We start from the raw sequence: 22,444 nt of genomic DNA on the forward strand, positions 1-22,444 counted from the left end.
TGGAGATAGTAGCAACTCTTTCCAACAACAAAAGGCTGTGACCATGGACCCGATCATCGCTGCGACCCATGCCGATCCCTATCCCTACTACGCACAACTGCGTGCCGAAGGTGGGCTGGCTTTTCATCCGGGGCTGAACCTGTGGGTGGCCAGCAGCGCCCGGGCGGTGGCCGCCGTGCTGGCGCACCCCGATTGCCACGTTCGACCGGCGCAGGAGCCAGTCCCCAAGGCGATCGCCGACGGCATGGCCGGCCAGGTGTTCGGCCAATTGATGCGCATGAATGAAGGTGAACGCCAGCGTTGCCCACGGTCGGCGATTGCGCCGGGGCTGGAGTTGATCGATGCGCGGGAAGTCGAGGCCCTGGTCAGCGCCCGATTGATCACCGCGGATGCCGCTGGCCTGTACAACGCCATGTTTCGCGGACCGGTGTGCGTGGTGGCGGCGTTGTTGGGGTTCACCCCGGCCCAGGGCCGGGCCATCAGCGAGTTGACGGCGGATTTCGTCGCCTGCCTGTCGCCCTTGAGCGACGCGGCACAATTGACCGCCGCCAACGCTGCCGCCGAACAATTGAGCGGTTACTTCATCGAATTGCTCGACGATCCGCACAACCACAGCCCTTTGCTGGCAGGCATCCGCCAACGTTTCGCAACCGGCGCGCCGCAAACCCTGATCGCCAACCTGATCGGCCTGCTCTCCCAGACCTTCGAGGCCACTGCCGGGCTGATCGGCAACGCCGTGCTGGCATTGATTCAACATCCGTTGTTACGCGGCGAATCAACCCCTGTCGAAGACCTGATGGCCGAAGTGCAGCGCTTCGACCCGCCGGTACAGAACACCCGCCGCTTCGTCACCGCCCCCTGCGAGATTGACGGCGTGAGGCTGAACGCCACCGACGTGATCCTGGTGCTGCTGGCCTCGGCCAATCGCGACCCGCAGCTCAACGACAACCCCGACACCTTCCTGCTCGACCGCCCGAACCGGCGCAGCTTCACCTTCGGTGCAGGGCGCCATCAATGCCCGGGGCAACGCCTGGCGTTGAGCATTGCCGGCGCCACGCTCAGGCAGTTTCTGGCGATGAGGCCGGCACTGGAGCAGCTGAAGTGGCAATACCGCCCATCCACGAATGGACGGATTCCGCTGGTCAGTGACTGACCGCAAGCCGCTCAAGCCGTGCGGTATTCAACGGTCAAATGAGACAGTTCATGGACCGGCGCCAGGCGTTCGCGAATGCTGTCGGCACTGACATTGGCCGCGGCCACAACGCTGACAATCGCGGCCCGCGCCTGGGGGCCAACCTGCCAGACATGCAGATCGCTGATGCGCACATCGTCCGATGACTCCAGCAGTTCACGAATTTCATCGGCAACGTGCTCATCCGTGACATCGAGCAACACCGCAGCGCTGTCACGCATCAATCCAACGGCCCATTTCGCGATCACGATGGCGCCCACGATGCCCATCACCGGGTCCAGCCACACCCACCCCAGATAGCGCCCGGCCAGTAACGCGGCAATCGCCAGCACCGAGGTCAAGGCGTCGGCCAACACATGGACATACGCCGAGCGCAGGTTGTTGTCGTGATGGTGATGATGGCCGTGGTCATGGCTATGTCCGTGATCGTGGCCATGATGGCCGTGGTCGCCAGCCAGCAAAAAGGCACTGGCGATGTTCACCGCCAGCCCCACCACCGCAATCACCGTCGCTTCGGTGAATGCCACGGTCGTTGGCTGAAACAGGCGATAAACGGACTCACCGGCAATGCCGATCGCCACTAGCCCCAGCACCATGGCCGAGGCAAAACCGGCGAGATCCCCGACCTTGCCGGTGCCGAAGCTGTAGCGCGCGTTGTTGGCATTGCGTCGTGCGAATCCATAGGCCGCCGCCGCGATGCCCAAGGCCCCGGCATGGGTGGCCATGTGAAAACCATCGGCCAGCAGGGCCATGGAACCAGTGATGTAACCGGCAGCAATTTCACCAATCATCATCACGAACGTCAGCGCCACCACCCATAAGGTGCGTCGGGCGTTTTCATCATGGGATGCGCCGAGAAACACATGATCATGGGCAAAACGCGAAGCCTGGGGTGTCTGTTTCATGGAATTCAGGCCTCTATTTGGCATAACGGCGGATGGCCAGCAACAAGTCTTCCACGCCCTGGGCGCGCTCTTCATCGCTCAAGTCCGGATGGGCCACGTGCTCGCGGGCATGGGCGTCGATGAACTGCTCCAGCAGACCATTGACCGCGCCCCGGATGGCGGCGACCAGGTGCAGGGTCTTGGCGCAATCGGCATCGGACTCAAGCGCTCGCTCTACGGCCTCCACCTGCCCGGCAATCCGTCTGACCCGCTTGATCAAGTCATCTTTATGTTCGTGAATGTGCGACATACCTATACCCCCTACCCCTATATGGCGCGTATGTTCGCCGATAGAGCGCAGCCTGGCAAGTCACAACCCGATGACAGGTCGGGTTGATATCGATATTCGCCAGCCGGTCGGCAGGCCGTCCGCTAAAGGTTGGGGCTCAACACCCCAACTGCCCGACCCGCTCTGCATCCGGCCAGAACAACGCCGCCTGCCCCACGCGCAACCCCTGTTGATCGATCAGCGTCCACACCTTGCCTTCATGAATCATGAAGGCACTACCCTGCCGATCCACCCGATAGCCGCTGTAACCGTGGGCAATGCCATGGGCCGTGACCTGCTCCAGCAGGGTCTGGCGCACCGCGCGGTCCAGTGGCGAGGCGCTGAAGCGTGACGGCATGCCCAGAAATTCCGGGCGCGGGTACTTGAAGCAGGTCAGCGCCTGTTCATTGGCGTAGAAGAACAGAGGGTCGTCCTCCGTGCCGTGGGCCAGCAAGCTGTAGGGCGCGTGGGCGTGCAGCCAGAGCAGGCGTTCAGGCCCGCTCAGCGCCTGCGGTGCTGGCAGGGGTTCACCGGTCCAATGCCGATAAGACTCGTCCAGCAGTTCGATGGCCGTGGCGTATTCGTTGATTGGCAACCCGCCTTCTCCTCTTCAGATCGTGGTTTCAAGTCCGGTTCAGCCTATCCAAAGCGACCTGGAAAGTCCCGCCGCCCGGCCGATTAGTTACACCGTGTTAAAACAGTCATGACCGGCAGTGCGTTTATCCCACCGACCTTTCTCCATAAAGTCAGCCTGATCATGGTGAACAACGAGGCTCGATCGATGCAGACCCAACTGGACAAGTCCCTGAGTGTTTTTGCGCGGGCAGACCTGCTGCAAGGTCCCACCCCCATCCAGCGGGCTGCGCGACTCGAACAGCAGCTGGGCCTGGACAAGCAGGGTATCGGCCTGTTTCTCAAACGCGACGACCATATGTTGATCGGCGCGGGCGGCAACAAGCTGCGCAAGCTTGAATTCCATATTGGCGCGGCGCTGCAAGCCGGGGTCGATACGATCATTACCGTGGGAGGTATCCAGTCCAATCATGCGCGCCTGACCGCCGCGGTGTGCGCCCGGCTGGGCATCGACTGCGAGCTGTTCCTGACCCGGGCCGTCGCCAAGGCCGAGGTGGATTACGAACTCAATGGCAACGTGCTGCTCGACCAACTGTTCGGCGCACAGATGCAGGTGTTTGCCGGCGGTACCGACTCACTGGCCAAAGCCGAGGCCAGGGCGGCGCAGCTTCGGGATTGCGGGCGCAAGGTCATGGTTCTGCCGACCGGTGGCTCGACCCCTTTGGGCAGCCTCGGCTACGCTCGCTGCGCAGCGGAAATCGCCCGGCAAGAGGCGGAGCTGGATCTGACGTTCAATCAAGTGGTGGTCCCCAATGGTAGCGCCGGGACCCATGCAGGGCTCGCGGCGGGCTTCCATTTGCTTGGCCGGGGTACTTCCCTGGTCAAGTCGTACTCGGTGTTGTCCGACCAGGACTCATCAGCGACGAGAACTCTGCAATTGACCCGCGAGACACTGGCGCTACTGGGCAGCAGCGCCGAGGTGCAGGCTGATGAGATGGTGATTGATGGCAGCCAGCTGGGCGCCGGCTATGGTTTGCCAACCGCCGCCATGCAGGACGCGGTACGCCTGATGGCCCGTGCCGAAGGCCTGCTGGTCGACCCGGTGTACTCCGGCAAAGCCTTTGCGGGATTGCTGGCCGACTTGCAGCAAGGGCGATTCGCCACCGGGGACAACGTGCTGTTCGTCATGACCGGCGGCACACCTGGCCTGTACGCGTACCGGGAAACCTTTCAGGCCTGAGGGTCAATCATCCCGCGTCAGCACTTCCAGCAATTCAATTTCGAAGATCAGGTTCGAATTCGGCGTGATCTTGCCCATGGTGCGCTCGCCATAGGCAAGGTGCGCCGGCACCAACACCTTGCGCTTGCCACCGACCTGCATGCCAATGATGCCCTGGTCCCAGCCCTTGATGACCCGCCCGGTGCCGATCACGCACTGGAAGGGTTTGCCCCGGCTGTAGGAAGAGTCGAATTCGGTCCCGTCCTCCAGCCAACCACGGTACTGGGTGGTGATCAGCGCGCCTTTTACGGCGGCTTTTCCGTCACCCACCTGAAGATCGATTACCTGAAGCTCGTCATTCATTGAATTCACTCGTATGCTCTCTCGCCCTCAAGGGCCTGATGGGCGCCGTTTTCCCAGATTTGCCCGCGATTGGCAACCATTGCCGCCTCCCGCGCGGCGTTCAAAGCGGTTTGCTGAACTAAAATAATCAACAATTACCCTACGGTTCACCGCCCTGATGGCCATCCCCGAATGATCCTGCTCTGGACCAGCGTCATCCTTGGTTCAACGACGCTCACCCTGATCGTCGCGCTGGTCTGGCGCGAACGTTCGCTGCAAAAGCAACTGGCCGAATATCGCAGCATCGTCACCCGCCTGTCCGAAGGCCAGAGCATCCATCAGGACGGCGACGCCGAGCGCTTCAAACGCAGCCAGTACTTTGCCCGCATCGGCACCTGGGATTGGGATGTCGACACCGACCGGTTGTACTGGTCAGATGCGATTTTCGGCATGTTCGGCTTCAAGATCGGCGAAGTGACGCCCTCCTACGCCCTGTTCTGCTCCTGCGTGCATCCGGACGACCGGCCCAGGGTTCGGGCCGGCGAACTGCGTTGCCTGGAAACCGGCGAAAACCATGACGAGGAATACCGCGTGGTCTGGCCCGACGGAACGATCCGCTGGCTGCGCGAAACCGGCAACGTGGTCAAGAACGACCACGACGAAACGGTCAAGATGATGGGCGTGGTACGCGACATCACCGAAGAAAAGGCCTCGGCCAACTACCTCAAGCACCTGGCCCATTACGACCCGTTGACCGGCCTGCCCAATCGCCTGGTGCTCGAAGAACGCCTGTCCGAAGCGCTGGAGCTGGCGCGCACCAGTGCCACGCGGGTGGCGCTGGTGTTTGTCGACCTCAATGGTTTCAAGGCCATCAACGACCGCTATGGTCATGCGGCCGGCGACCGCGTGCTGGTCACGACCGCCACCCGGCTCAAGCGCATTCTGCGCGGCACCGACACCGTCGCCCGGATCGGCGGCGACGAATTCGTGGTCATTCTCCAGGACCTGCCCCAGGGCAATAGCCTTCAAGACGAAGCGCGCAGCATCTGCCAGAAAATCTTCGTCGAACTCTCCCCGCCCGTCACCATCGGCAACGACCAGCGCCACATCGGCACCAGCCTCGGCGTCGCGGTGTTCCCCGATCATGCGTCGAGTATCGACCGTTTGCTGCACATTGCCGACCTGGCGATGTATGAGGCCAAACGCAGCGGGAACAATCAGTATCGGCTGGGCACCGAGAGCGTTGCGCGGGCGCATAGCGAATAGCGCTTCGTCGACGGGAGCCTGTACCGGTAACTGCACGAGCAAGGCCACGAATGCATTGATCCGCTTCACGCATCAATGCATGCCAACAATGCAATTAACATATCGATGCCCCTGCTCCACTATCCGCCCCAATAAGAACCGTGCGCCGCGTCCAGCCGGCGCACGTCATAAAAGCGGTGGAGTATTTATCGATGACAGCCTCAATCCCGCGCGGACGCTCTCGCGCCAGTGCCATTTTCCGGGTCACCTCGGGCAACTTCCTCGAACAGTTCGACTTCTTCCTTTTCGGTTTCTATGCCACGCAGATCGCTGCCGTGTTCTTTCCGGCCAGCAGCGAATTCGCCTCGCTGATGATGACCTTCGCCGTGTTCGGTGCAGGCTTTTTGATGCGTCCGTTGGGCGCCGTGGTGCTGGGTGCCTATATCGATGATGTGGGTCGACGCAAAGGGTTGATCGTGACCCTGTCGATCATGGCCAGCGGCACCATCCTGATTGTGCTGGTGCCCGGTTACGAAACCATCGGTCTGTTCGCCCCGGCCCTGGTGCTGATCGGGCGGCTGCTGCAGGGCTTTTCCGCCGGTGCGGAACTGGGCGGCGTGTCGGTGTATCTCGCCGAGATCGCCACACCCGGCCACAAGGGCTTTTTCACCAGTTGGCAGTCGGGCAGCCAGCAAGTGGCGATCATCGTCGCCGCCGCGCTGGGTTACGCCTTGAACCAGTGGATGGCGCCGAGCGTGATTGCCGATTGGGGCTGGCGGATTCCGTTCTTCGTCGGCTGCATGATCGTGCCGTTCATCTTCCTGCTGCGCCGCAACCTGGAGGAAACCGAAGAGTTCGCCACCCGCAAACACCGCCCGAGCATGGGTGAGGTGTTCCGCACCCTGGGGCAAAACTGGCTGACCGTGTTCGCGGGCATGATGATGGTCGCCCTGACCACCACCGCGTTCTACCTGATCACGGTGTACGCGCCGACCTTCGGTAAAACCGTGCTGCACCTGAGCACGTCCGATGCGCTGCTGGTGACATTGCTGGTGGGCGTTTCGAATTTCATCTGGCTGCCGATCGGTGGCGCCCTCTCGGACCGCATCGGTCGACGTCCGGTGTTGATCGCCATGGCCTTGTTGGCCATCGCCACCACTTACCCGGTGCTGACCTATCTGGTGAATGCACCCAGCTTCATCCACATGCTGCTGGTGCTGTTGTGGCTGTCGTTCATCTACGGCCTGTACAACGGCGCGATGATTCCGGCGCTGACGGAGATCATGCCCGTGGAAGTCCGGGTGGCCGGTTTCTCCCTCGCCTATAGCCTGGCCACGGCCGTGTTCGGCGGGTTCACCCCGGCGATGTCGACCTTGCTGATCCAGTACACCGGCGACAAGGCGGCGCCGGGTTACTGGATGAGCTTTGCAGCACTGTGCGCGCTGTGCGCCACGCTCATGCTCTATCGCCGCGCCTCGAATCATCTGCAACCGGTGGCGTCGTGAACCGGCCCTTCATCGAGAACATGACCATGAAAAAAACCTTCAATCTTGCCGCCCTCGCGTTGCTGGTCAGCCTGGGCTTGAGCAGCATTGCCCAGGCTGAAGAGATCCGCGTGATGACCTCCGGCGGCTTCACGGCAGCCTACAAGATCCTCGGCCCGAAGTTCGCCGCTTCCACCGGCAACACCCTCGACACCGCGCTCGGTCCCTCCATGGGCAAGGCCCCCGAAGCGATTCCCAATCGCCTGGCCCGGGGTGAGCAAGCCGACGTGGTGATCATGGTCGGTTACGCTCTGGACGATTTGATCAAGCAGGGCAAGGTCGACCCGGCTTCCCGTGTCGAACTGGCGGATTCGCGCATTGGCCTGGTGGTGCGTGAAGGTGCGCCGAAACCGGATATCAGCAACGTCGAGGGCCTGAAAAAGACCCTGCTCGACGCCAAATCAGTGGCCTACTCCGACAGCGCCAGCGGCGTGTACATCGAGCAGCAACTGTTCAAGCGCCTGGGGATCGAAGACCAGCTCAAGCCCAAGTCGACCATGGTGGCGAAAATCCCCGTGGGTTCGGTGGTTGCCACTGGCGACTATCAACTTGGCTTCCAGCAGGTCAGCGAATTGTTGCCGGTGCCGGGGGTCAGTTTCGTGGCGAAGATTCCGGAGTCTGTGCAGTCGGTCACCCGGTTTGCCGCCGGCATCCCGGTAGGTGCCCGGCACCCGGCCGAAGCCAAGGCCTTACTGGACTACATGGCCTCGGCCCAGGCTCAACCGGACGTGAAAGCAACCGGACTGGACTCGGTCAGTCGCTGACCGACGGCTACAGGACTTTCATCTCCACCACCAGCCGTTCCAGCTCCAATGCCGCCGGGGTCAGGGTTCGCCCCCGGCGCTTGATCAGACCGACGCTGCGCATCACCTGCGGATCGGTCAACGGCACCCGCGTCAGGATCGGATGGTCCGCCGCCGGCATCGCCATCAGCGGCACCGCCGCCACGCCCAACCCGGCCTCCACCAGCCCGATCATGGTGGTCACGTGACGGGTTTCGCAGATGCTCGGCCGCTGCGGCACCACGCCGGTCAGTGCCTGATCCAGCAGAAAACGGTTGCCCGAGGTTTTATCCAGCGAGATGTAGTCCTGCTGATAGAACTCGTCCCAAGTGACACTGCTTCGCCCCGCCAGCGGATGATCGCGCCGGCACGCCACTACATACCCCTCTTGCACCAAGGGCTCGAAATCCACTTCGGCTTCCAGCGTGCCCATGAAGCTCAGGCCGAAATCCGCTTCGCCATTGACCACCGCACTCAATACGTCGTGGGCGCTGGAGTCCAGCACCTTGACCTTGATCCGTGGAAACTGCCGGTGATAGTGCGCGATCACTCGCGGCATGAAGTAGTAAGCCGCCGAGGGTACACAGGCGACCGTGACATGGCCGAGTCGGGTCGAAGCGACTTCGCTGATGCCCAGCAATGCCACGTCCAGATCATCCAGCAGGCGCTCGACGCTGGGCATGAAACCCCGTCCAGCCTGGGTCAGGCTGACCTTGCGCGTGGTGCGTTCGAACAGCCGCACGCCGAGGGCGTCTTCGAGCTTTTCGATGCGCCGGCTCAAGGCTGGCTGGGATATCCGTACCGTATCGGCGGCCTTGCGGAAGCTGCCCTGCTCGACCACGGCGCGGAAGGCCTGCAGATCGTTGAGGTCGAAGTTGATCGCCATGGGGTCTACTCGAGAGGGACAGTTTGATTGATCAGCTAATTCTATAAATGTAACCAATTAATGCAAATTGTAACATCTGAGCCCGAGCGTTTTGCTGACGCCGAAGGGCCCAGCCTTTATTCTTGTCACCCCCGCTGTACCGAGTCCGGAGTTTTCTCATGCCCCATGAAGGCAACCTGCTACAAACCGCTGTCGTGTTTCTGATGGCGGCCGTTCTCATCGTTCCCTTGGCCAAGCGCCTGCAACTGGGGGCGGTTCTGGGCTATCTGTTTGCCGGGGTGATCATCGGCCCGTCGGTGCTGGGCCTGATCGACAATCCGCAAAGCGTCGCGAACATTTCCGAACTCGGCGTGGTGTTGCTGCTGTTCATCATCGGTCTGGAACTGTCGCCGCGACGCTTGTGGGTGATGCGCAAGTCAGTGTTCGGCGTGGGCCTGGCGCAAGTGCTGCTCACTGGCACGGTGATTGGCGTGGTAGCGCTTTGGCTGTTTGGCCAGCCGTTGAACACCGCGATCGTCCTGGGCCTGGGCCTGGCGTTGTCGTCCACGGCGTTCGGCCTGCAAAGCCTGGCTGAGCGCAAGGAACTGACAAGCCCCCACGGGCGGCTGGCGTTCGCGATCCTGTTGTTTCAGGACATCGCCGCGATCCCCTTGATCGCCATGGTGCCGTTGCTTGCCGGTGGCGATCACAGCACGACCGCCAGCGAAAACCTGAACCACGGCCTGCAAGTGCTGGCCAGCATCGCCGTGGTGGTGATCGGCGGGCGTTATCTGCTGCGGCCGGTGTTTCGCGTGGTGACCAAGACCGCGCTGCCAGAGGTCTCCACCGCCACGGCGTTGCTGGTAGTGATTGGCACGGCATGGCTGATGGAGCTGGTCGGAATATCCATGGCCCTGGGCGCCTTCCTCGCCGGCCTGCTGCTGGCGGACTCCGAGTATCGCCATGAACTGGAAGCCCAGATCGAGCCGTTCAAGGGTCTGTTGCTCGGGCTGTTTTTCATCAGCGTCGGCATGGGCGCGAACCTGAGCCTGTTGCTGAGCATGCCGATGGCGGTGCTGGGCCTGACCCTGCTGCTGATCGCGATCAAACTGCCGCTGCTGTTCCTGGTCGGTCGCCTGGCCGGGGGCTTGAAAAAGGTCAGTGCGATCCGCCTGGGCATCGTGTTGGCGGCCGGTGGTGAATTTGCCTTTGTGGTGTTCAAGATTGGTCGCGACCACGGGCTGTTCGCCACGGAGCTGTATGACTTGCTGGTGCTGACCATCACCCTGTCCATGGCCGTGACGCCACTGTTGCTGCTGCTTTGCGCACGCCTGGTCAGCCCGAAAGTGCAACCGGTGGACGTACCGGAGAAGTTCCGCGAAATCGACGCCGACGCGCCACGGGTGGTGATCGCCGGCATGGGTCGCATGGGGCAGATCGTTGCGCGGATATTGCGCGCGCAGAACATCAAGTTCGTGGCCCTCGACACCTCGGTGGAAACCATCGAACTGTCCCGCAGCTTCGGTGGCGTGCCGGTGTTCTACGGCGACCCGATGCGCCCGGAAATCCTCAACGCGGCCAAGGTCGGGGAAGCCGAGTATTTCGTGATCGCCACCGACGACCCGGACACCAACATCAAGACCGCCGAACTGGTGCGCAAGCTCTACCCGCACATGAAAATCATCGCCCGAGCCCGTAACCGCCAGCATGTACACCGGTTGATGGACGTCGGCGCCCACGCCGTGCGCGAAACCTTTTATTCGAGCCTGGAAATGAGCCGGCAAACCCTGATCGGCCTGGGATTGACCCAGGCCCAGGCGGATGCGCGGATCAAACGCTTCAAGCAGCACGACGAAGAGGTGCTTGAAGCCCAGCATGCGGTGTATGACGACGCCGTGAAAGTGATGCAGACGGCGCAGGAAGCGCGGGTCGAACTGGGCAGGTTGTTCGAGTCGGATCAACTGCAGGAGCAGGCGGGCACCAAATGAGGTGAATATGAGGGCCTGCTCGCGATGAACGATAACGCGGTGTGATGGATCAACAACAATTGCCAGGGAAACACCATGACTGACCAACAATCTCCGGCCCTCAAGGAAATCTTCAACGCCGAGCGCCTCCAGCACATCGCCAGCGAAATGACCGCTGTCTATCCGCCATTCGAAGCCTGGCGCTTCCTGAAGCTCGCCCAAGCCGGCCTGGCAGACCTCAGCGTCATGCAGCGCATGGCCCGGGTCAGCGAGTGCCTGCACGCCGTGCTGCCCCTGGACTACGAGGCATCGCTGCAGGTGCTGCGCGCCCTTGCCCCGCGCCTGAACAGCGGCTTTGTCCGCATGTGCCTGCCGCACTACGTCGCCAGCTACGGCGCCCATGCGTTCGATCAGTCGATGGACGCGCTGAAGTACTTCACCGCATTTGGCTCTTCGGAATTCGCAATCCGTCACTTTCTGCGCAGTGACCTCGATCGCTCGCTCAAGCTGATGCATGCCTGGTCGCTGGACGACAACGAGCATGTACGGCGCCTGGCCAGCGAAGGATGCCGGCCACGCCTGCCCTGGTCATTCCGGCTGGAGCCCATCCAGGCCGATCCGACACTGGCCGCGAACATCCTCGACAACCTCAAGGCCGACACCAGCCTGTACGTGCGCAAATCTGTGGCCAACCACCTCAACGACATCACCAAGGATCATCCCGACTGGGTGCTGGATCTGATTGAAGGCTGGTCGCTGGACAACCGGCACACCGCATGGATCGCCAAGCACGCCCTGCGCAGCCTGATCAAACAGGGCAACCAGCGGGCACTGGCGATCATCGGTGCGGGCGGCAAGCCCGAAGTCGAGATCGTCGATGTGAAAGTCGAACCGCCGGTGATTGGCCTGGGAGAAAAAATCACCCTGTCGTTTGCCGTCAGGTCCACGGTAGAAAACAGTCAGCGCCTGGTGATCGACTACGCCATCGATTACGTCAAGGCCAATGGCAGCACCTCGGCGAAGGTGTTCAAACTCAAGGCGCTGACGCTGCCGGGCAACGCCGTCGAAGCCGTCAGCCGTGGCCAGCAGATCAAGGAACTCACCACCCGCCGGCATTATGCGGGGCGCCATGCGGTGCATGTCCTGGTCAATGGTGAACGGCTGGCCAGTACGGCGTTCGAGATTGTTGGTTAAGCCGTAGGATCAATTCTGGATGGACCGCCGCCATCGCGGGCAAGCCCGCTCCCACAGGGATCTGCTGTGCTACACAGTTGGTGTGAACAGCACAAAAACCTGTGGGAGCGGGCTTGCCCGCGATAGCGTCAGCTCAGGCACCGAGGGAAACTGCCCCCTGCAACAACCCCTGCTCCCGCTCACACAACTCCACCACATAATCCCACAACACCCGCAACCGCACCGACTTGTGCAGCTCCCGGCGGGTGCTGATCCAGTAGCTACGCTGGATGCTTTCGTCCGGCAGCAATGGCACCAGACCGGGATCGGCACTGGCCATGTAGCACGGCAGCACGGCAATCCCCAGACCTGAGCGCGCTGCCTGTTGCTGGGCGATCACGCTGGTACTGTGAAACACCACCCGCGGGTTGCGGCAGAAGCTGTTGAGGAACATCAGTTCCTGACTGAACAGCAAATCATCGACATAGCCAATCCACGCATGGCGCCCGAGGTCCTCGCGACTGCGCAACGGCGGTGAACGGTCGAGGTAGTCCTGGCTGGCATAGAGCGCCAGGCGATAGTCGGTGAGTTTACGAGTGACCAGCATGTCGGCGGCCGGGCGTTCGAGGTGGATGCTGATTTCCGCCTCGCGGTTGAGGATGCTGACAAACCGCGGCACCGCCACCAGTTCCACCTCCAGCCCCGGATAGCGCTCGAACAAGCCGCTCATGCGACTGGCCAGGAACATGATGCCCAGCCCTTCCGTCACCCCAACGCGGATCTTGCCCAGCGGCGCGGTGGACTGGGTGATTTCCTCCTGGGCCAGCAGCGCCACGTTCTCCATCGCCTCGGCGTGTTTAAGCAACGCCTCGCCTGCCGGGGTCATCTCATACCCCTGGGCATGCTGGACGAACAACGCCGTACCGAGGCTCTTTTCGATGGCCTCGATGTGCCGCGCCACGGTGGCATGGGTGGTGTTCAAGCGCCGGGCAGCCGTGAGCAAACGCCCGCTGCGCTGCAATTCGAGAAAAAACCGCAGGTCATTCCAGTCGAACATGAAGCGTCCTTGTTCTTTGCCGTTCGGGATGCTGTTTAAAAACGCACAGCGGCTGCGCAAAAACTAACATTCTTTTGACGAAAGCTAACAACTAGGATGACAGACAACAAGAACAACAACGCGAGGTCAGGGATGCAGACTTCCCTTGATGAATACGATTACATCGTGGTCGGGGCCGGGCCGGCCGGATGTCTGCTGGCCAATCGTTTGTCGGCCAATGCGCAACATCGCGTGTTGCTGCTCGAGGCCGGTGGTCGCGACAACTACGCGTGGATTCACATCCCCGTGGGCTACCTGTTTTGCATCGGCAACCCGCGCACCGACTGGTGCTTCAAGACCGAAGCGCAACCGGGCCTGCAAGGCCGCGCCCTGAGCTACCCGCGCGGCAAGGTACTGGGTGGCTGCTCCTCGATCAACGGCATGATCTACATGCGCGGCCAGGCCGGCGACTACGACCGCTGGGCCGCCGACGGCAACCCTGGCTGGAGCTGGCAAGAGGTGTTGCCGCTGTTCAAGCAGAGTGAAAACCACTTTGCCGGTGCCGCCGAATTTCATGGCGTCGCGGGCGAATGGCGAGTTGAACGCCAGCGCCTGTCATGGCCGATTCTCGACGCTTTCCGCAGTGCCGCCGAACAAAGCGGCATCGCCAGCATCGATGACTTCAACCAGGGCGACAACGAAGGTTGCGGCTATTTCCAAGTCAATCAGAAGGCCGGCATCCGCTGGAACGCGTCCAAGGCCTTTCTCAAACCCATTCGCCAGCGTCCCAATCTCACCGTGCTGACCGGTGTCGAAGTCGACCGCGTGCTGCTGGACAATGGCCGCGCCTCGGCGGTCAGTGCCCGCTGGCAAGGCCAGGCGAAAACCTTCAAGGCGCGCAAGGAGATCGTCCTGTGTGCCGGCTCGGTCGGTTCGCCCAGCATCCTGCAACGCTCCGGCATCGGCCCGCGCCCACTGCTGGAGCGGCTGGGCATTGGGGTCGCCCATGAGCTACCCGGCGTCGGTGGCAACCTGCAGGATCACCTGCAACTGCGGCTGATCTACAAGTTGGAAAATGCCCGCACCCTGAACCAGATTGCCGGCAGCCTGTGGGGCAAGATGGGCATGGGCCTGCGCTACCTGTATGACCGCAGTGGCCCGCTGTCCATGGCGCCGAGCCAGTTGGGCGCCTTTGCCCGCTCGGGGCCGGAGCAGACGTCAGCCAACCTCGAATATCACGTGCAACCGCTGTCGCTGGAGCGCTTTGGCGAACCGCTGCATGCCTTCCCGGCGTTCACCGCATCGGTCTGCGATCTGCGCCCGCAAAGCCGTGGCCGGGTGGAAATCCGCTCCGCCGATCCGCAAGAAGCCCCGCTGATCCAACCCAATTACCTGAGCCACCCGGAGGACCTGCGGGTCGCCGCCGACGCCATCCGCCTGACCCGGCGCATCGTCGCCGCCCCGGCACTGCGCGCCTTCAATCCGGTGGAATACCTGCCCGGTGACAGCCTGCAAAGCGAAGAACAACTGCACGAAGCCGCCGCACGGATCGGCACCACGATTTTCCATCCGGTGGGCACCTGCCGCATGGGCAATGACGCCGACGCCGTGGTCGATGCGCAACTCAAGGTCCACGGCATCCCCGGCCTGCGCATTGCCGATGCGTCGATCATGCCGCGCATCACCTCGGGCAACACCTGCTCGCCGACGCTGATGATTGCCGAGAAGGCTGCGCAGATGATCCTCAACCCTTCTGTAAACACATCACCTGTGGGAGCGGGCTTGCTCGCGAAGGCGGTGGATCATTCACATTGATGTTGAATGACACGACGCTTTCGCGAGCAAGCCCGCTCCCGGACCGCATCAGATTCACGGACATCGAGCATCACCCCTGCAAGGAACACGCAACACCAGTGGAACAACAAAAACAATCACTGTGAGGGATACCGGTATGTCAGAGAACGTTCAAACCCTGGAAGCCGTGCGCAGCGCGGGCACCAGCCAGGAAACCCAGAAAGTCATCTTCGCCTCGTCCCTCGGGACGGTCTTCGAGTGGTACGACTTTTTCCTCTATGGCGCCCTCGCGGCGGTGATCAGCAAGCAGTTCTTCGCCGGGGTCAACGACACCACGGCGTTTATCTTTGCCCTGATGGCCTTCGCCGCCGGCTTCATCGTCCGGCCGTTCGGCGCGCTGGTGTTCGGGCGGTTGGGGGACATGATCGGGCGCAAGTACACCTTCCTCGCCACCATCATCCTCATGGGCCTGGCGACGTTCTGCGTTGGGCTGCTGCCGACCTACGCCAGCATCGGCATCGCCGCGCCGATCATCCTGGTGATGCTGCGCATGCTCCAGGGCCTGGCCCTGGGCGGTGAATACGGCGGCGCCGCGACCTATGTCGCCGAGCACGCGCCCGTCGGCAAGCGGGGCTTCCACACCAGCTGGATTCAGTCCACCGCGACTCTGGGCCTACTGCTGTCGCTGCTGGTGGTGTTGGGCTGCCGCTACTTCACCGGTGACCAGTTCGAAGTCTGGGGCTGGCGCATTCCGTTCCTGTTTTCCATCGTGCTGCTGGGCATCTCGACCTGGATTCGCATGAGCCTGCATGAGTCGCCGGCCTTCGTGAAAATGAAAGAAGAAGGCAAGCTGTGCAAACAACCGATTCGCGACTCCTTCGGCAAATGGGAAAACCTCAAGGTGGTGCTGATCGCGCTGTTCAGCATCAATGCCGGGCAAGCGGTGACCTTCTACGCCGCGCAATTCTATGTGCTGTTCTTCCTCACCCAGTTCCTGAAAATGGACCCGGCGGTGGCCAACGGCTTGCTGATTGTCAGCGTGACCATTGGCGCGCCTTTCTTCATTTTCTTTGGCTGGCTGTCGGACAAGGTCGGGCGTAAACCGGTGCTGATGATCGGCCTGCTGCTGGCCACCGCGCTGTACTTCCCGATCTTCAAGACCCTGGCCCACTACGCCAACCCGGCCATCGACCAGGCCAGTCGCCAGGCACCGATCACCGTGATGGCCGACCCGGCCACCTGCACCTTCCAGTTCGACCCGGTGGGCAAGGCGAAATTCGACAGCCCGTGCGACAAGGTCAAGACCTTCCTGGTCAAGCAGGGCCTGCCGTACCAGAGCGCAGCGGCCCCGGCCGGCAGCGGCGTGCAGGTCAGCGTCGGTGACGTGAAGATCGATGGTTTCGACGAAGCCGCCCTGCGCGGTGCCGTGACCCTCGCCGGTTACCCGCAACAGGCTGACATGCAGCAGATCAACAAACCGATGATCGTGGCGCTGATCGTCGCGCTGATCATCATCTCCGCGATGTGCTACGGCCCGCTGGCGGCGTTGATGGTCGAACTGTTCCCGACCCGCATCCGCTACACCTCGATGTCCCTGCCCTACCACATCGGCAACGGCTGGTTCGGCGGTTTCCTGCCGACCGTATCGTTCGCGTTGGTGGTGTACACCGGGGACATCTTCTACGGGCTGTGGTACCCGGTGGTGATCACCGGGGTGAGCCTGGTGGTGGGGATGATTTGTCTGCGCGAAACGCGCAACGTGGATCTCGACAAGAACTGAGGCAATGCCTGTCGACGAGGGAGCTGGCTCCCTCGTCGCGGCGATCAACCCCGATCAGACCTCGGCATCAAGCAACTCGAACTTCACTTGATCCGGATAGAACGCCAGGTATCCGCGGATTTGCTCCACCGACACCTTGGGATCCTCGTAACTCCACACTGCGTTGGCACTTTCATGCCCCGGCACCTGCAGGCTGAAATAGCTGGCATCGCCCTTGTACGGGCAATAACTGGTGTGGTCGGTGCGGGCGAAGTACTTCTCGTCGATGTCCTCTCGCGGCACGTAGTACACCGGCGGGTAGTTGGCCTCCAGCAACACCAGTGCTCGCGCCGAGGCGGCCACTTGAATGCCGTGAAATCTCACCAGCAGACAGCCAGGCTGCTCGGCGATGGTGATGACAGGACTAGGACCGGAGCTTTTCATGGAAAACGTTCCTCATGACGGTGATGGACCTGCAAATCGATGTGGGAGCGTGGCTTGCCCGCGATGGGCTACGCAGCAGCCCCAAAACCTGAAACCTCGATTTATCAGGTATAACCCAAGTTTTACCCTCGCGACTGCTTCGCAGCCGAACGGGAGCGACATACAAAGCTGTACATCCATACAGATAAAGATTGCTCCATCGCTCATCAAGCGCCATTCTGTGCACCCCTGACACATAGATCGACGATGGTGGTTATGCGGCTGTACCTCTGTGAAAAACCTTCCCAGGCCAAAGACATTGCGGCAGTCCTAGGCGCCCGGCGCCGGGGCGATGGCTGCTGGCTGGGAACAGACATCACGGTGACCTGGTGCATCGGCCACCTGCTGGAAACAGCACCGCCGGATGCCTACGACGCGCGCTACAAGCGCTGGGTGCTGGCCGACCTGCCGATCATTCCCGAAAAATGGAAAATGACCGTCAAGCCGCGTACCGCCAGCCAGTACAAGGCGGTCAAACGCCTGCTCGGCGAAGCCTCCGAACTGATCATTGCCACGGACGCCGACCGCGAGGGCGAGATGATCGCCCGGGAACTGGTGGAGCATTGCCGCTATCGCGGACCGATCCGCCGCCTCTGGCTGTCGGCGCTGGACGATGCGTCCATCCGCAAGGCCCTCGCGGCCCTCAAACCGGGGAACGAAACCTTCAGCCTCTATCACTCGGCCCTCGGGCGTTCCCGGGCCGACTGGCTGATCGGCATGAACATGAGCCGGCTGTTCACCCTGCTGGGGCGCCAGTCCGGCTATCAAGGCGTGTTGCCGGTGGGCCGGGTGCAAACGCCTACCTTGCGCCTGGTGGTGGATCGCGATCGCAGCATCGCCGACTTTGTGCCCGTCCCCTATTGGGCCATCGACGTGCAACTGCTGCACAACGGCACCGCATTCACCGCTCAATGGCGCGCGGCATCGGAGCTTTGCGACGATCAGGACCGCTGCCTGAACCAGGCGCTGGCACAACAAGCGGCGGCCGCCATGAGCGGCGCGGCCAGTGCGCGGGTGATCAAGCTGCGCACCGAACGAATGCGCGAAGTGGCCCCGCTGCCGTTCGATCTGGGCACCCTGCAGGAGGTCTGCTCGAAGAAGCTCGGCCTCGGCGCCCAGGAAACCCTCGACATCGCCCAGGCGCTCTACGAAACCCACAAAGTCATTACTTATCCGCGCAGTGATTGCGGCTACTTGCCCCTCAGCCAGCACAGCGAGGCACCGGCCATTCTGGCGGCATTGCGCCAGGCCGATCCGGCGTTGAACGCCTTGCACGATCACCTTGATCCGCAACGGCGCTCACGGGCCTGGAACGATGCCAAGGTCAGCGCGCACCACGGCATCATCCCCACGGCTGCGGCAAAAAATCTCGAACGCCTGGCGGGCAAACAGCGTGCGGTCTACACACTGATCCGCGCCCGATACCTGGCGCAGTTCCTGCCCAATCACGAATACGATCGCACCCAGGCCGACTTCGACTGTGCTGGAGAGGGCCTGCGCGCTGTCGGCAAGCAGATCATCGAGCCGGGCTGGAAACGCGCCCTGCCCGAAGCACTGGCTCCGGCCAAGGGGCGCGAAGCCCCGGCGCCACAGACTCTGCCCAACCTGGCCGAAGGCATCGATTGCGCAGTGGCCGGCGTGCAATTCAAGGACCTGTGGACGCAACCGCCAAAGCCGTTCACGGAAGGCGACCTGATCAAGGCCATGAAGAATGTCGCCAAACTGGTGCAAGACCCGCTGCTCAAGCAAAAGCTCAAGGACACTACCGGCATCGGCACCGAAGCGACTCGCGCGTCGATCATTCAGGGCCTGCTCGACCGTGGTTATCTGGTCAAGAACGGTAAGGCCCTGGCCGCCACGCCGGCCGCGTTCAGCCTGATCGACGCCGTACCGCGGGCCATCGCCGATCCGGGCACTACGGCGATCTGGGAGCAAGCCCTGGACATGGTGCAAAGCGGCGAAATGAGCCTGGAAGAGTTCGTCACCAAACAGGCGGCGTGGATGAGCAAGCAGGTCAGTCGCTGTTCCGGCCTGAGCCTGACCATCAGCGGCCCACCGCCCGGCGGCTCCGCCGCAGCCCCATGGAAGAAAAAACGAAAAGGCCCCCCGCGCAAAGCAGCGAGCGGCACCAAGCGTCGTGCAAATCCGGCAAGCAAGACTTAACCCTCGCCACAGTATGCTCATCGCACGATCTATCCTTGTCTGACCGAGACAGGAGCCAACCCGTATGCCTTCGATAGAACTGCACGCCGCCCAACGCGATGAACTGGAAACCATCGAGAACCTGATGCAGTTCTACACCTACGACTTCAGCGAATGGTTGCCGCTGAAACTGGGCGAATACGGTTTGTTCAACATCCTGCCCATGCCCGACTACTGGCGAAACCCGGCCACCCGGCCATTCCTGATCAAGGTCGACAGTGAACTGGCCGGCTTCGTGAGCGTGGATAACCAGGTCCATTTACCCGGTGCCGACTACAACATCGGCTATCTGTTTGTCAGTCGACGCTTCCGTGGCCGGGGTGTCGCGCGATTTGTCGTTTCCACCCTCTTGAGCCGATTCCCCGGTCAATGGCAGATTTTCCACATCGAGGCGAACCAGCCGGCACGCCTGTTCTGGGCCGCCGTAATGCCGGGGCTCAACGTTGACGGTTTCACCTTGCATCAGCAGGTGGTTGACCGTTATCCCTGCACTTTTTACCGCTTTGAGTGTCCGTCCTTGTCGTCCTGACCGACACACCTTCGACTCCGCCTGCTAATTCCCAACAGCTTTGTCCGACAATATGTAGTGACTGAAAATATTCACTACAAAACCGTTGACGCCTCCGATTTGCCCTTGCATGATGCAGACGTCTCCCCGATCGGGAGTACAGGCAACACGTTTGAGCAAGCTCGTCTGACCGCCGAGCTGTTTTTCCCGGATACACGCTGCCCACAAGGCAGATTGAAGAAGCTGACCTGGCCTGAACGTCCAGTACAAGGGCGAGAAGACTTGGCGAGCAATCCTCATGAAGCTTGTGGCCGACCCTGAAAACGTCGGCAGTGGCCTTAAGGTTTTCGCCGCTTCTCTTCGTTGTGACGCTATTGCGTAGCAGTTATTCAACACGACTACATGCAACAGACGCAGGACCCCGCCCAATAAGGCGGTCGAACGCTGACGTCCTGGTTTCGGTGCCAGGGATCAACTAACCGATGGGCTACCTGTATTAGCGAATCAACTTTGAAAGATCACCAATTGGTCAAGGGGTTTATGATGAATCTGAACAATCAACCAACTATCGATGAACTGGCTCGTATCTTCGCTGCAAAGAAAGACAGCCACGACAACCATATTCTCTGGATCAGCAAGTGTGGCCAGGTTCATATCGACTGCCTGTCGCCGCACGCCCATGAAGCAGAGTTCGACCAGAACAACCAGAACCTGCTGGCCCGACTGAAGATGTACCGTCGCGGCCAGGGCTATGTCGGCAAAAAAGCCGCAGCCGACAAGGACTTCATCGGTAATGTTCTGCAAACCCTGAAACAGGCCTGGGCCTCGATGCAGAACCAGAACGAAGTTCGGGTGATTGACCGGTTCTACTAATTGAAATGAGTCATTACTGACTTATTGATAAACAAGGCCTGCTCCCGATAAGGAGCAGGCCTTTTTTATGTTGGAGCGAAAACCAGATGTGGGAGCGAGCCAGCTCCCGCAGGGTTCAGCGTTTGACGCCCAGATCGACCTGGGTCATGCGGCTACGGATGGTGAACACGCCATCACCGGAGAGAATCGCACTGCGAGCAAACAGGCGCCCGCTCTCCCAGTTCGAAAGCCCCAGTTCCGGCTTGTTCAACGCGTACTGGCCGTCGACCCAACGGGTGATGCCATTGCCGACAAAAGGCGCGTTGACCGCGTTGTAGAAACGCTCCTGAGCCTCGGCACTTTCACTGATCAAGGACACCGTGAATTGCGGGCTGTAGCGATTGAACAAGGCAATGGCATCGTCCAGGTCGTCGACGATCTTCAGGCTGACTTCCGGGGTTTCTTCCCACTCCCATTCACGGCCCAATTGGTCTTCCGGCAACGGCTCGGCCTGCGCCTCGCTCTGATAGCCTTCGGCGCGGTACACCTGGACCGTTGCAGCCAGCCAGTCTTGCGGCAGGTGCGGCTCGCTGCCTTCGACGATGTGCAGCTTGCAACCCTGCCCCCGTGCGGTACCGGCCTGTTTGAGTGCGTCGAGGAACAGCGGCACCAGTTCAGCGGCACGGTCGCGGTGAATCAGGCAGACGTTCAGTGTGTTGCAGACCTTGCGGTCCAGGGAGTTGCGCACCACGGCGGCAAAACGCTTGGCGTCGGCATCGGCGTTAGCGATCAGCCACGCGCCACCGGTGCCGTGCAGGCTGACCGCCGTGCCGGCCTGCTGGGCGATGCTGCCCAACTGGCTGACGGCGCGACCCGAACCACGGGCCACCGCCAATGACAGGCGCCGGTCAGCGAACATCGCCCAACCGGCGGCGTGGTTGACACTTTCCACCAGCGACACGGCACCGGCCGGCAAGCCGGCGTCGCTCAGTGCAGGGTTCAGTGCATGGGTGACGATCGCCTGGGCCGTGCCCAACGCATCACTGCCGATGCGCAGCACGGCGGTGTTGCCGGTGCGCAATACACCGGCCGCGTCGGCAAACACATTCGGCCGGCCTTCGAAGACGAACGCGACGATGCCCAGCGGCGAGACCACTTGCTCGACTTTCCAGCCATCGTGCTCGACGCAACTGATCACTTTGCCACGGCTGGCCGCTGCATCACGCCACGCGCGCAGGCCGGCGATCATGTCGCGACGCATGCGCTCATCGGCCAGCAACCGGGTGGTCGAGCGACCGCGCGCCTTGGCCCGTTCGATGTCGGCCAGGTTGGCGGCTTCGATCAAGGCCCAGCATTCCGGGGTTTCCAGGCGTTGGGCGAACAGGTCGAAGAAGGCGCTGATGGCTTGATCGGACACCGCCGACAGCGCGGTGAATGCCGCCTGGGCGCGCTCGATCGCGACGTTGGCCGCTTGCTGGTCCGCCACGGGGATCAGCAGCAACTCACCACTGACCTGCTCCACCAGCAGGTGGTCACCGGGCTGGAAGCGTTGCGCCAGTTCGGGGCTGACGACAGTGACACGATTACCGGCGAAAGGGATTGGCGTGCCAGCGACTAGACGTTCGAGCGCGAGGGACATGAAGCGGTATCACCATGCTGTGGGCGGTCGGAAAATGTATAGCAATTTCCCTGTGGG

General features: G+C 61.8%; 20 protein-coding genes. 12 read left to right on the plus strand and 8 right to left on the minus strand.

From position 1 onward, the window contains the following. Window positions 1-43 precede the first annotated feature (43 nt). The gene (locus tag VC35_RS01560) at window positions 44-1,153 is read left to right on the plus strand and encodes a cytochrome P450 (RefSeq protein WP_046037321.1); all 1,110 of its coding nucleotides are present in this window, start codon (window positions 44-46) and stop codon (window positions 1,151-1,153) included. 11 nt (window positions 1,154-1,164) lie between these two features. On the opposite strand, the gene dmeF is transcribed toward VC35_RS01560, so the two are convergent. The 3 genes from dmeF to VC35_RS01575 all read right to left on the minus strand — a co-directional run bounded on the left by dmeF (window position 1,165) and on the right by VC35_RS01575 (window position 2,999). Further along, window positions 1,165-2,097 (minus strand): CDF family Co(II)/Ni(II) efflux transporter DmeF, encoded by a 933-nt coding sequence (gene dmeF, locus VC35_RS01565; RefSeq protein WP_046037322.1) that lies wholly within the window; start codon window positions 2,095-2,097, stop codon window positions 1,165-1,167. Window positions 2,098-2,110: 13 nt separating this feature from the next. Beyond that, window positions 2,111-2,386: a metal/formaldehyde-sensitive transcriptional repressor gene (locus tag VC35_RS01570; protein ID WP_046037323.1), complete on the minus strand. Its 276-nt coding sequence runs from the start codon at window positions 2,384-2,386 to the stop codon at window positions 2,111-2,113. Between the two features lie 136 nt (window positions 2,387-2,522). Then, window positions 2,523-2,999, minus strand: coding sequence for an MEKHLA domain-containing protein (locus tag VC35_RS01575; protein ID WP_080925230.1), 477 nt, complete (start codon window positions 2,997-2,999; stop codon window positions 2,523-2,525). 186 nt (window positions 3,000-3,185) lie between these two features. Between VC35_RS01575 and VC35_RS01580 the strand changes: the two genes are divergently transcribed. Then, the gene (locus VC35_RS01580; protein ID WP_046037436.1) at window positions 3,186-4,217 is read left to right on the plus strand and encodes a D-cysteine desulfhydrase family protein; all 1,032 of its coding nucleotides are present in this window, start codon (window positions 3,186-3,188) and stop codon (window positions 4,215-4,217) included. A 3-nt stretch (window positions 4,218-4,220) separates the two neighbouring features. Here VC35_RS01580 and VC35_RS01585 read toward each other — a convergent pair whose 3' ends face one another. Next, window positions 4,221-4,559 carry an FKBP-type peptidyl-prolyl cis-trans isomerase gene (locus tag VC35_RS01585; RefSeq protein ID WP_046037324.1) on the minus strand — a complete coding sequence of 113 codons (339 nt, stop codon included), beginning with the start codon at window positions 4,557-4,559 and terminating at the stop codon, window positions 4,221-4,223. A 171-nt stretch (window positions 4,560-4,730) separates the two neighbouring features. Between VC35_RS01585 and VC35_RS01590 the strand changes: the two genes are divergently transcribed. From VC35_RS01590 to VC35_RS01600, 3 genes are all read left to right on the plus strand, one after another. Continuing rightward, window positions 4,731-5,804, plus strand: a complete 1,074-nt coding sequence (locus VC35_RS01590) for a sensor domain-containing diguanylate cyclase (RefSeq protein WP_046037325.1) — start codon at window positions 4,731-4,733, stop codon at window positions 5,802-5,804. A 191-nt stretch (window positions 5,805-5,995) separates the two neighbouring features. Then, complete coding sequence (tcuC, locus tag VC35_RS01595) at window positions 5,996-7,288, plus strand: MFS transporter (protein ID WP_046037327.1); 1,293 nt, start codon at window positions 5,996-5,998, stop codon at window positions 7,286-7,288. Between the two features lie 26 nt (window positions 7,289-7,314). Continuing rightward, the gene (locus VC35_RS01600; protein WP_046037437.1) at window positions 7,315-8,091 is read left to right on the plus strand and encodes a substrate-binding domain-containing protein; all 777 of its coding nucleotides are present in this window, start codon (window positions 7,315-7,317) and stop codon (window positions 8,089-8,091) included. 7 nt (window positions 8,092-8,098) lie between these two features. Here the strand turns inward: VC35_RS01600 and VC35_RS01605 are convergent, their stop codons facing one another. After that, entirely contained in the window at window positions 8,099-8,995 is an 897-nt protein-coding gene (locus VC35_RS01605; RefSeq protein ID WP_046037328.1) for a LysR family transcriptional regulator, read from the minus strand. A gap of 158 nt (window positions 8,996-9,153) precedes the next feature. Between VC35_RS01605 and VC35_RS01610 the strand changes: the two genes are divergently transcribed. Continuing rightward, entirely contained in the window at window positions 9,154-10,962 is a 1,809-nt protein-coding gene (locus VC35_RS01610; RefSeq protein ID WP_046037330.1) for a monovalent cation:proton antiporter-2 (CPA2) family protein, read from the plus strand. A 75-nt stretch (window positions 10,963-11,037) separates the two neighbouring features. After that, window positions 11,038-12,135, plus strand: a complete 1,098-nt coding sequence (locus tag VC35_RS01615) for a DNA alkylation repair protein (RefSeq protein ID WP_046037331.1) — start codon at window positions 11,038-11,040, stop codon at window positions 12,133-12,135. Window positions 12,136-12,268: 133 nt separating this feature from the next. Here the strand turns inward: VC35_RS01615 and VC35_RS01620 are convergent, their stop codons facing one another. Then, on the minus strand, window positions 12,269-13,171 hold the full coding sequence (locus VC35_RS01620; protein ID WP_046037333.1) for a LysR family transcriptional regulator: 903 nt from the start codon (window positions 13,169-13,171) through the stop codon (window positions 12,269-12,271). 132 nt (window positions 13,172-13,303) lie between these two features. On the opposite strand from VC35_RS01620, the gene VC35_RS01625 reads away from it, so the two are divergent. Both VC35_RS01625 and VC35_RS01630 read left to right on the plus strand, forming a co-directional pair. Then, window positions 13,304-14,965, plus strand: coding sequence for a GMC family oxidoreductase (locus VC35_RS01625; RefSeq protein ID WP_046037335.1), 1,662 nt, complete (start codon window positions 13,304-13,306; stop codon window positions 14,963-14,965). 136 nt (window positions 14,966-15,101) lie between these two features. Further along, window positions 15,102-16,724, plus strand: coding sequence for an MFS transporter (locus tag VC35_RS01630; RefSeq protein ID WP_046037337.1), 1,623 nt, complete (start codon window positions 15,102-15,104; stop codon window positions 16,722-16,724). 54 nt (window positions 16,725-16,778) lie between these two features. Here the strand turns inward: VC35_RS01630 and VC35_RS01635 are convergent, their stop codons facing one another. Next, window positions 16,779-17,147: a DUF427 domain-containing protein gene (locus tag VC35_RS01635; RefSeq protein WP_008046975.1), complete on the minus strand. Its 369-nt coding sequence runs from the start codon at window positions 17,145-17,147 to the stop codon at window positions 16,779-16,781. Window positions 17,148-17,402: 255 nt separating this feature from the next. On the opposite strand from VC35_RS01635, the gene VC35_RS01640 reads away from it, so the two are divergent. The 3 genes from VC35_RS01640 (at window position 17,403) to VC35_RS01650 (ending at window position 20,769) form a co-directional block, all read left to right on the plus strand. Further along, window positions 17,403-19,349 carry a DNA topoisomerase III gene (locus VC35_RS01640; RefSeq protein WP_259674417.1) on the plus strand — a complete coding sequence of 649 codons (1,947 nt, stop codon included), beginning with the start codon at window positions 17,403-17,405 and terminating at the stop codon, window positions 19,347-19,349. A gap of 64 nt (window positions 19,350-19,413) precedes the next feature. After that, window positions 19,414-19,917 carry a GNAT family N-acetyltransferase gene (locus tag VC35_RS01645; protein WP_046037340.1) on the plus strand — a complete coding sequence of 168 codons (504 nt, stop codon included), beginning with the start codon at window positions 19,414-19,416 and terminating at the stop codon, window positions 19,915-19,917. A gap of 522 nt (window positions 19,918-20,439) precedes the next feature. After that, window positions 20,440-20,769, plus strand: a complete 330-nt coding sequence (locus tag VC35_RS01650; protein WP_032829393.1) for a hypothetical protein — start codon at window positions 20,440-20,442, stop codon at window positions 20,767-20,769. A 115-nt stretch (window positions 20,770-20,884) separates the two neighbouring features. Here VC35_RS01650 and VC35_RS01655 read toward each other — a convergent pair whose 3' ends face one another. Then, the gene (locus tag VC35_RS01655; protein ID WP_046037346.1) at window positions 20,885-22,387 is read right to left on the minus strand and encodes an aldehyde dehydrogenase family protein; all 1,503 of its coding nucleotides are present in this window, start codon (window positions 22,385-22,387) and stop codon (window positions 20,885-20,887) included. Window positions 22,388-22,444 lie beyond the last annotated feature (57 nt).

The organism is Pseudomonas fluorescens (assembly GCF_000967965.1).
In the GTDB taxonomy this organism is placed as follows: Bacteria; Pseudomonadota; Gammaproteobacteria; order Pseudomonadales; family Pseudomonadaceae; genus Aquipseudomonas; species Aquipseudomonas grandcourensis.

Bases quoted from the DNA above. Each gene is read 5' to 3' on its own strand.
- VC35_RS01560 (WP_046037321.1), top strand. From the start codon at position 44: ATGGACCCGATCATCGCTGCGACCCATGCCGATCCCTATCCCTACTAC.
- dmeF (WP_046037322.1), bottom strand. From the start codon at position 2,097: ATGAAACAGACACCCCAGGCTTCGCGTTTTGCCCATGATCATGTGTTT.
- VC35_RS01570 (WP_046037323.1), bottom strand. From the start codon at position 2,386: ATGTCGCACATTCACGAACATAAAGATGACTTGATCAAGCGGGTCAGA.
- VC35_RS01580 (WP_046037436.1), top strand. From the start codon at position 3,186: ATGCAGACCCAACTGGACAAGTCCCTGAGTGTTTTTGCGCGGGCAGAC.
- VC35_RS01585 (WP_046037324.1), bottom strand. From the start codon at position 4,559: ATGAATGACGAGCTTCAGGTAATCGATCTTCAGGTGGGTGACGGAAAA.
- VC35_RS01590 (WP_046037325.1), top strand. From the start codon at position 4,731: ATGATCCTGCTCTGGACCAGCGTCATCCTTGGTTCAACGACGCTCACC.
- tcuC (WP_046037327.1), top strand. From the start codon at position 5,996: ATGACAGCCTCAATCCCGCGCGGACGCTCTCGCGCCAGTGCCATTTTC.
- VC35_RS01600 (WP_046037437.1), top strand. From the start codon at position 7,315: ATGAAAAAAACCTTCAATCTTGCCGCCCTCGCGTTGCTGGTCAGCCTG.
- VC35_RS01605 (WP_046037328.1), bottom strand. From the start codon at position 8,995: ATGGCGATCAACTTCGACCTCAACGATCTGCAGGCCTTCCGCGCCGTG.
- VC35_RS01610 (WP_046037330.1), top strand. From the start codon at position 9,154: ATGCCCCATGAAGGCAACCTGCTACAAACCGCTGTCGTGTTTCTGATG.
- VC35_RS01615 (WP_046037331.1), top strand. From the start codon at position 11,038: ATGACTGACCAACAATCTCCGGCCCTCAAGGAAATCTTCAACGCCGAG.
- VC35_RS01620 (WP_046037333.1), bottom strand. From the start codon at position 13,171: ATGTTCGACTGGAATGACCTGCGGTTTTTTCTCGAATTGCAGCGCAGC.
- VC35_RS01625 (WP_046037335.1), top strand. From the start codon at position 13,304: ATGCAGACTTCCCTTGATGAATACGATTACATCGTGGTCGGGGCCGGG.
- VC35_RS01630 (WP_046037337.1), top strand. From the start codon at position 15,102: ATGTCAGAGAACGTTCAAACCCTGGAAGCCGTGCGCAGCGCGGGCACC.
- VC35_RS01635 (WP_008046975.1), bottom strand. From the start codon at position 17,147: ATGAAAAGCTCCGGTCCTAGTCCTGTCATCACCATCGCCGAGCAGCCT.
- VC35_RS01640 (WP_259674417.1), top strand. From the start codon at position 17,403: ATGCGGCTGTACCTCTGTGAAAAACCTTCCCAGGCCAAAGACATTGCG.
- VC35_RS01645 (WP_046037340.1), top strand. From the start codon at position 19,414: ATGCCTTCGATAGAACTGCACGCCGCCCAACGCGATGAACTGGAAACC.
- VC35_RS01650 (WP_032829393.1), top strand. From the start codon at position 20,440: ATGAATCTGAACAATCAACCAACTATCGATGAACTGGCTCGTATCTTC.
- VC35_RS01655 (WP_046037346.1), bottom strand. From the start codon at position 22,387: ATGTCCCTCGCGCTCGAACGTCTAGTCGCTGGCACGCCAATCCCTTTC.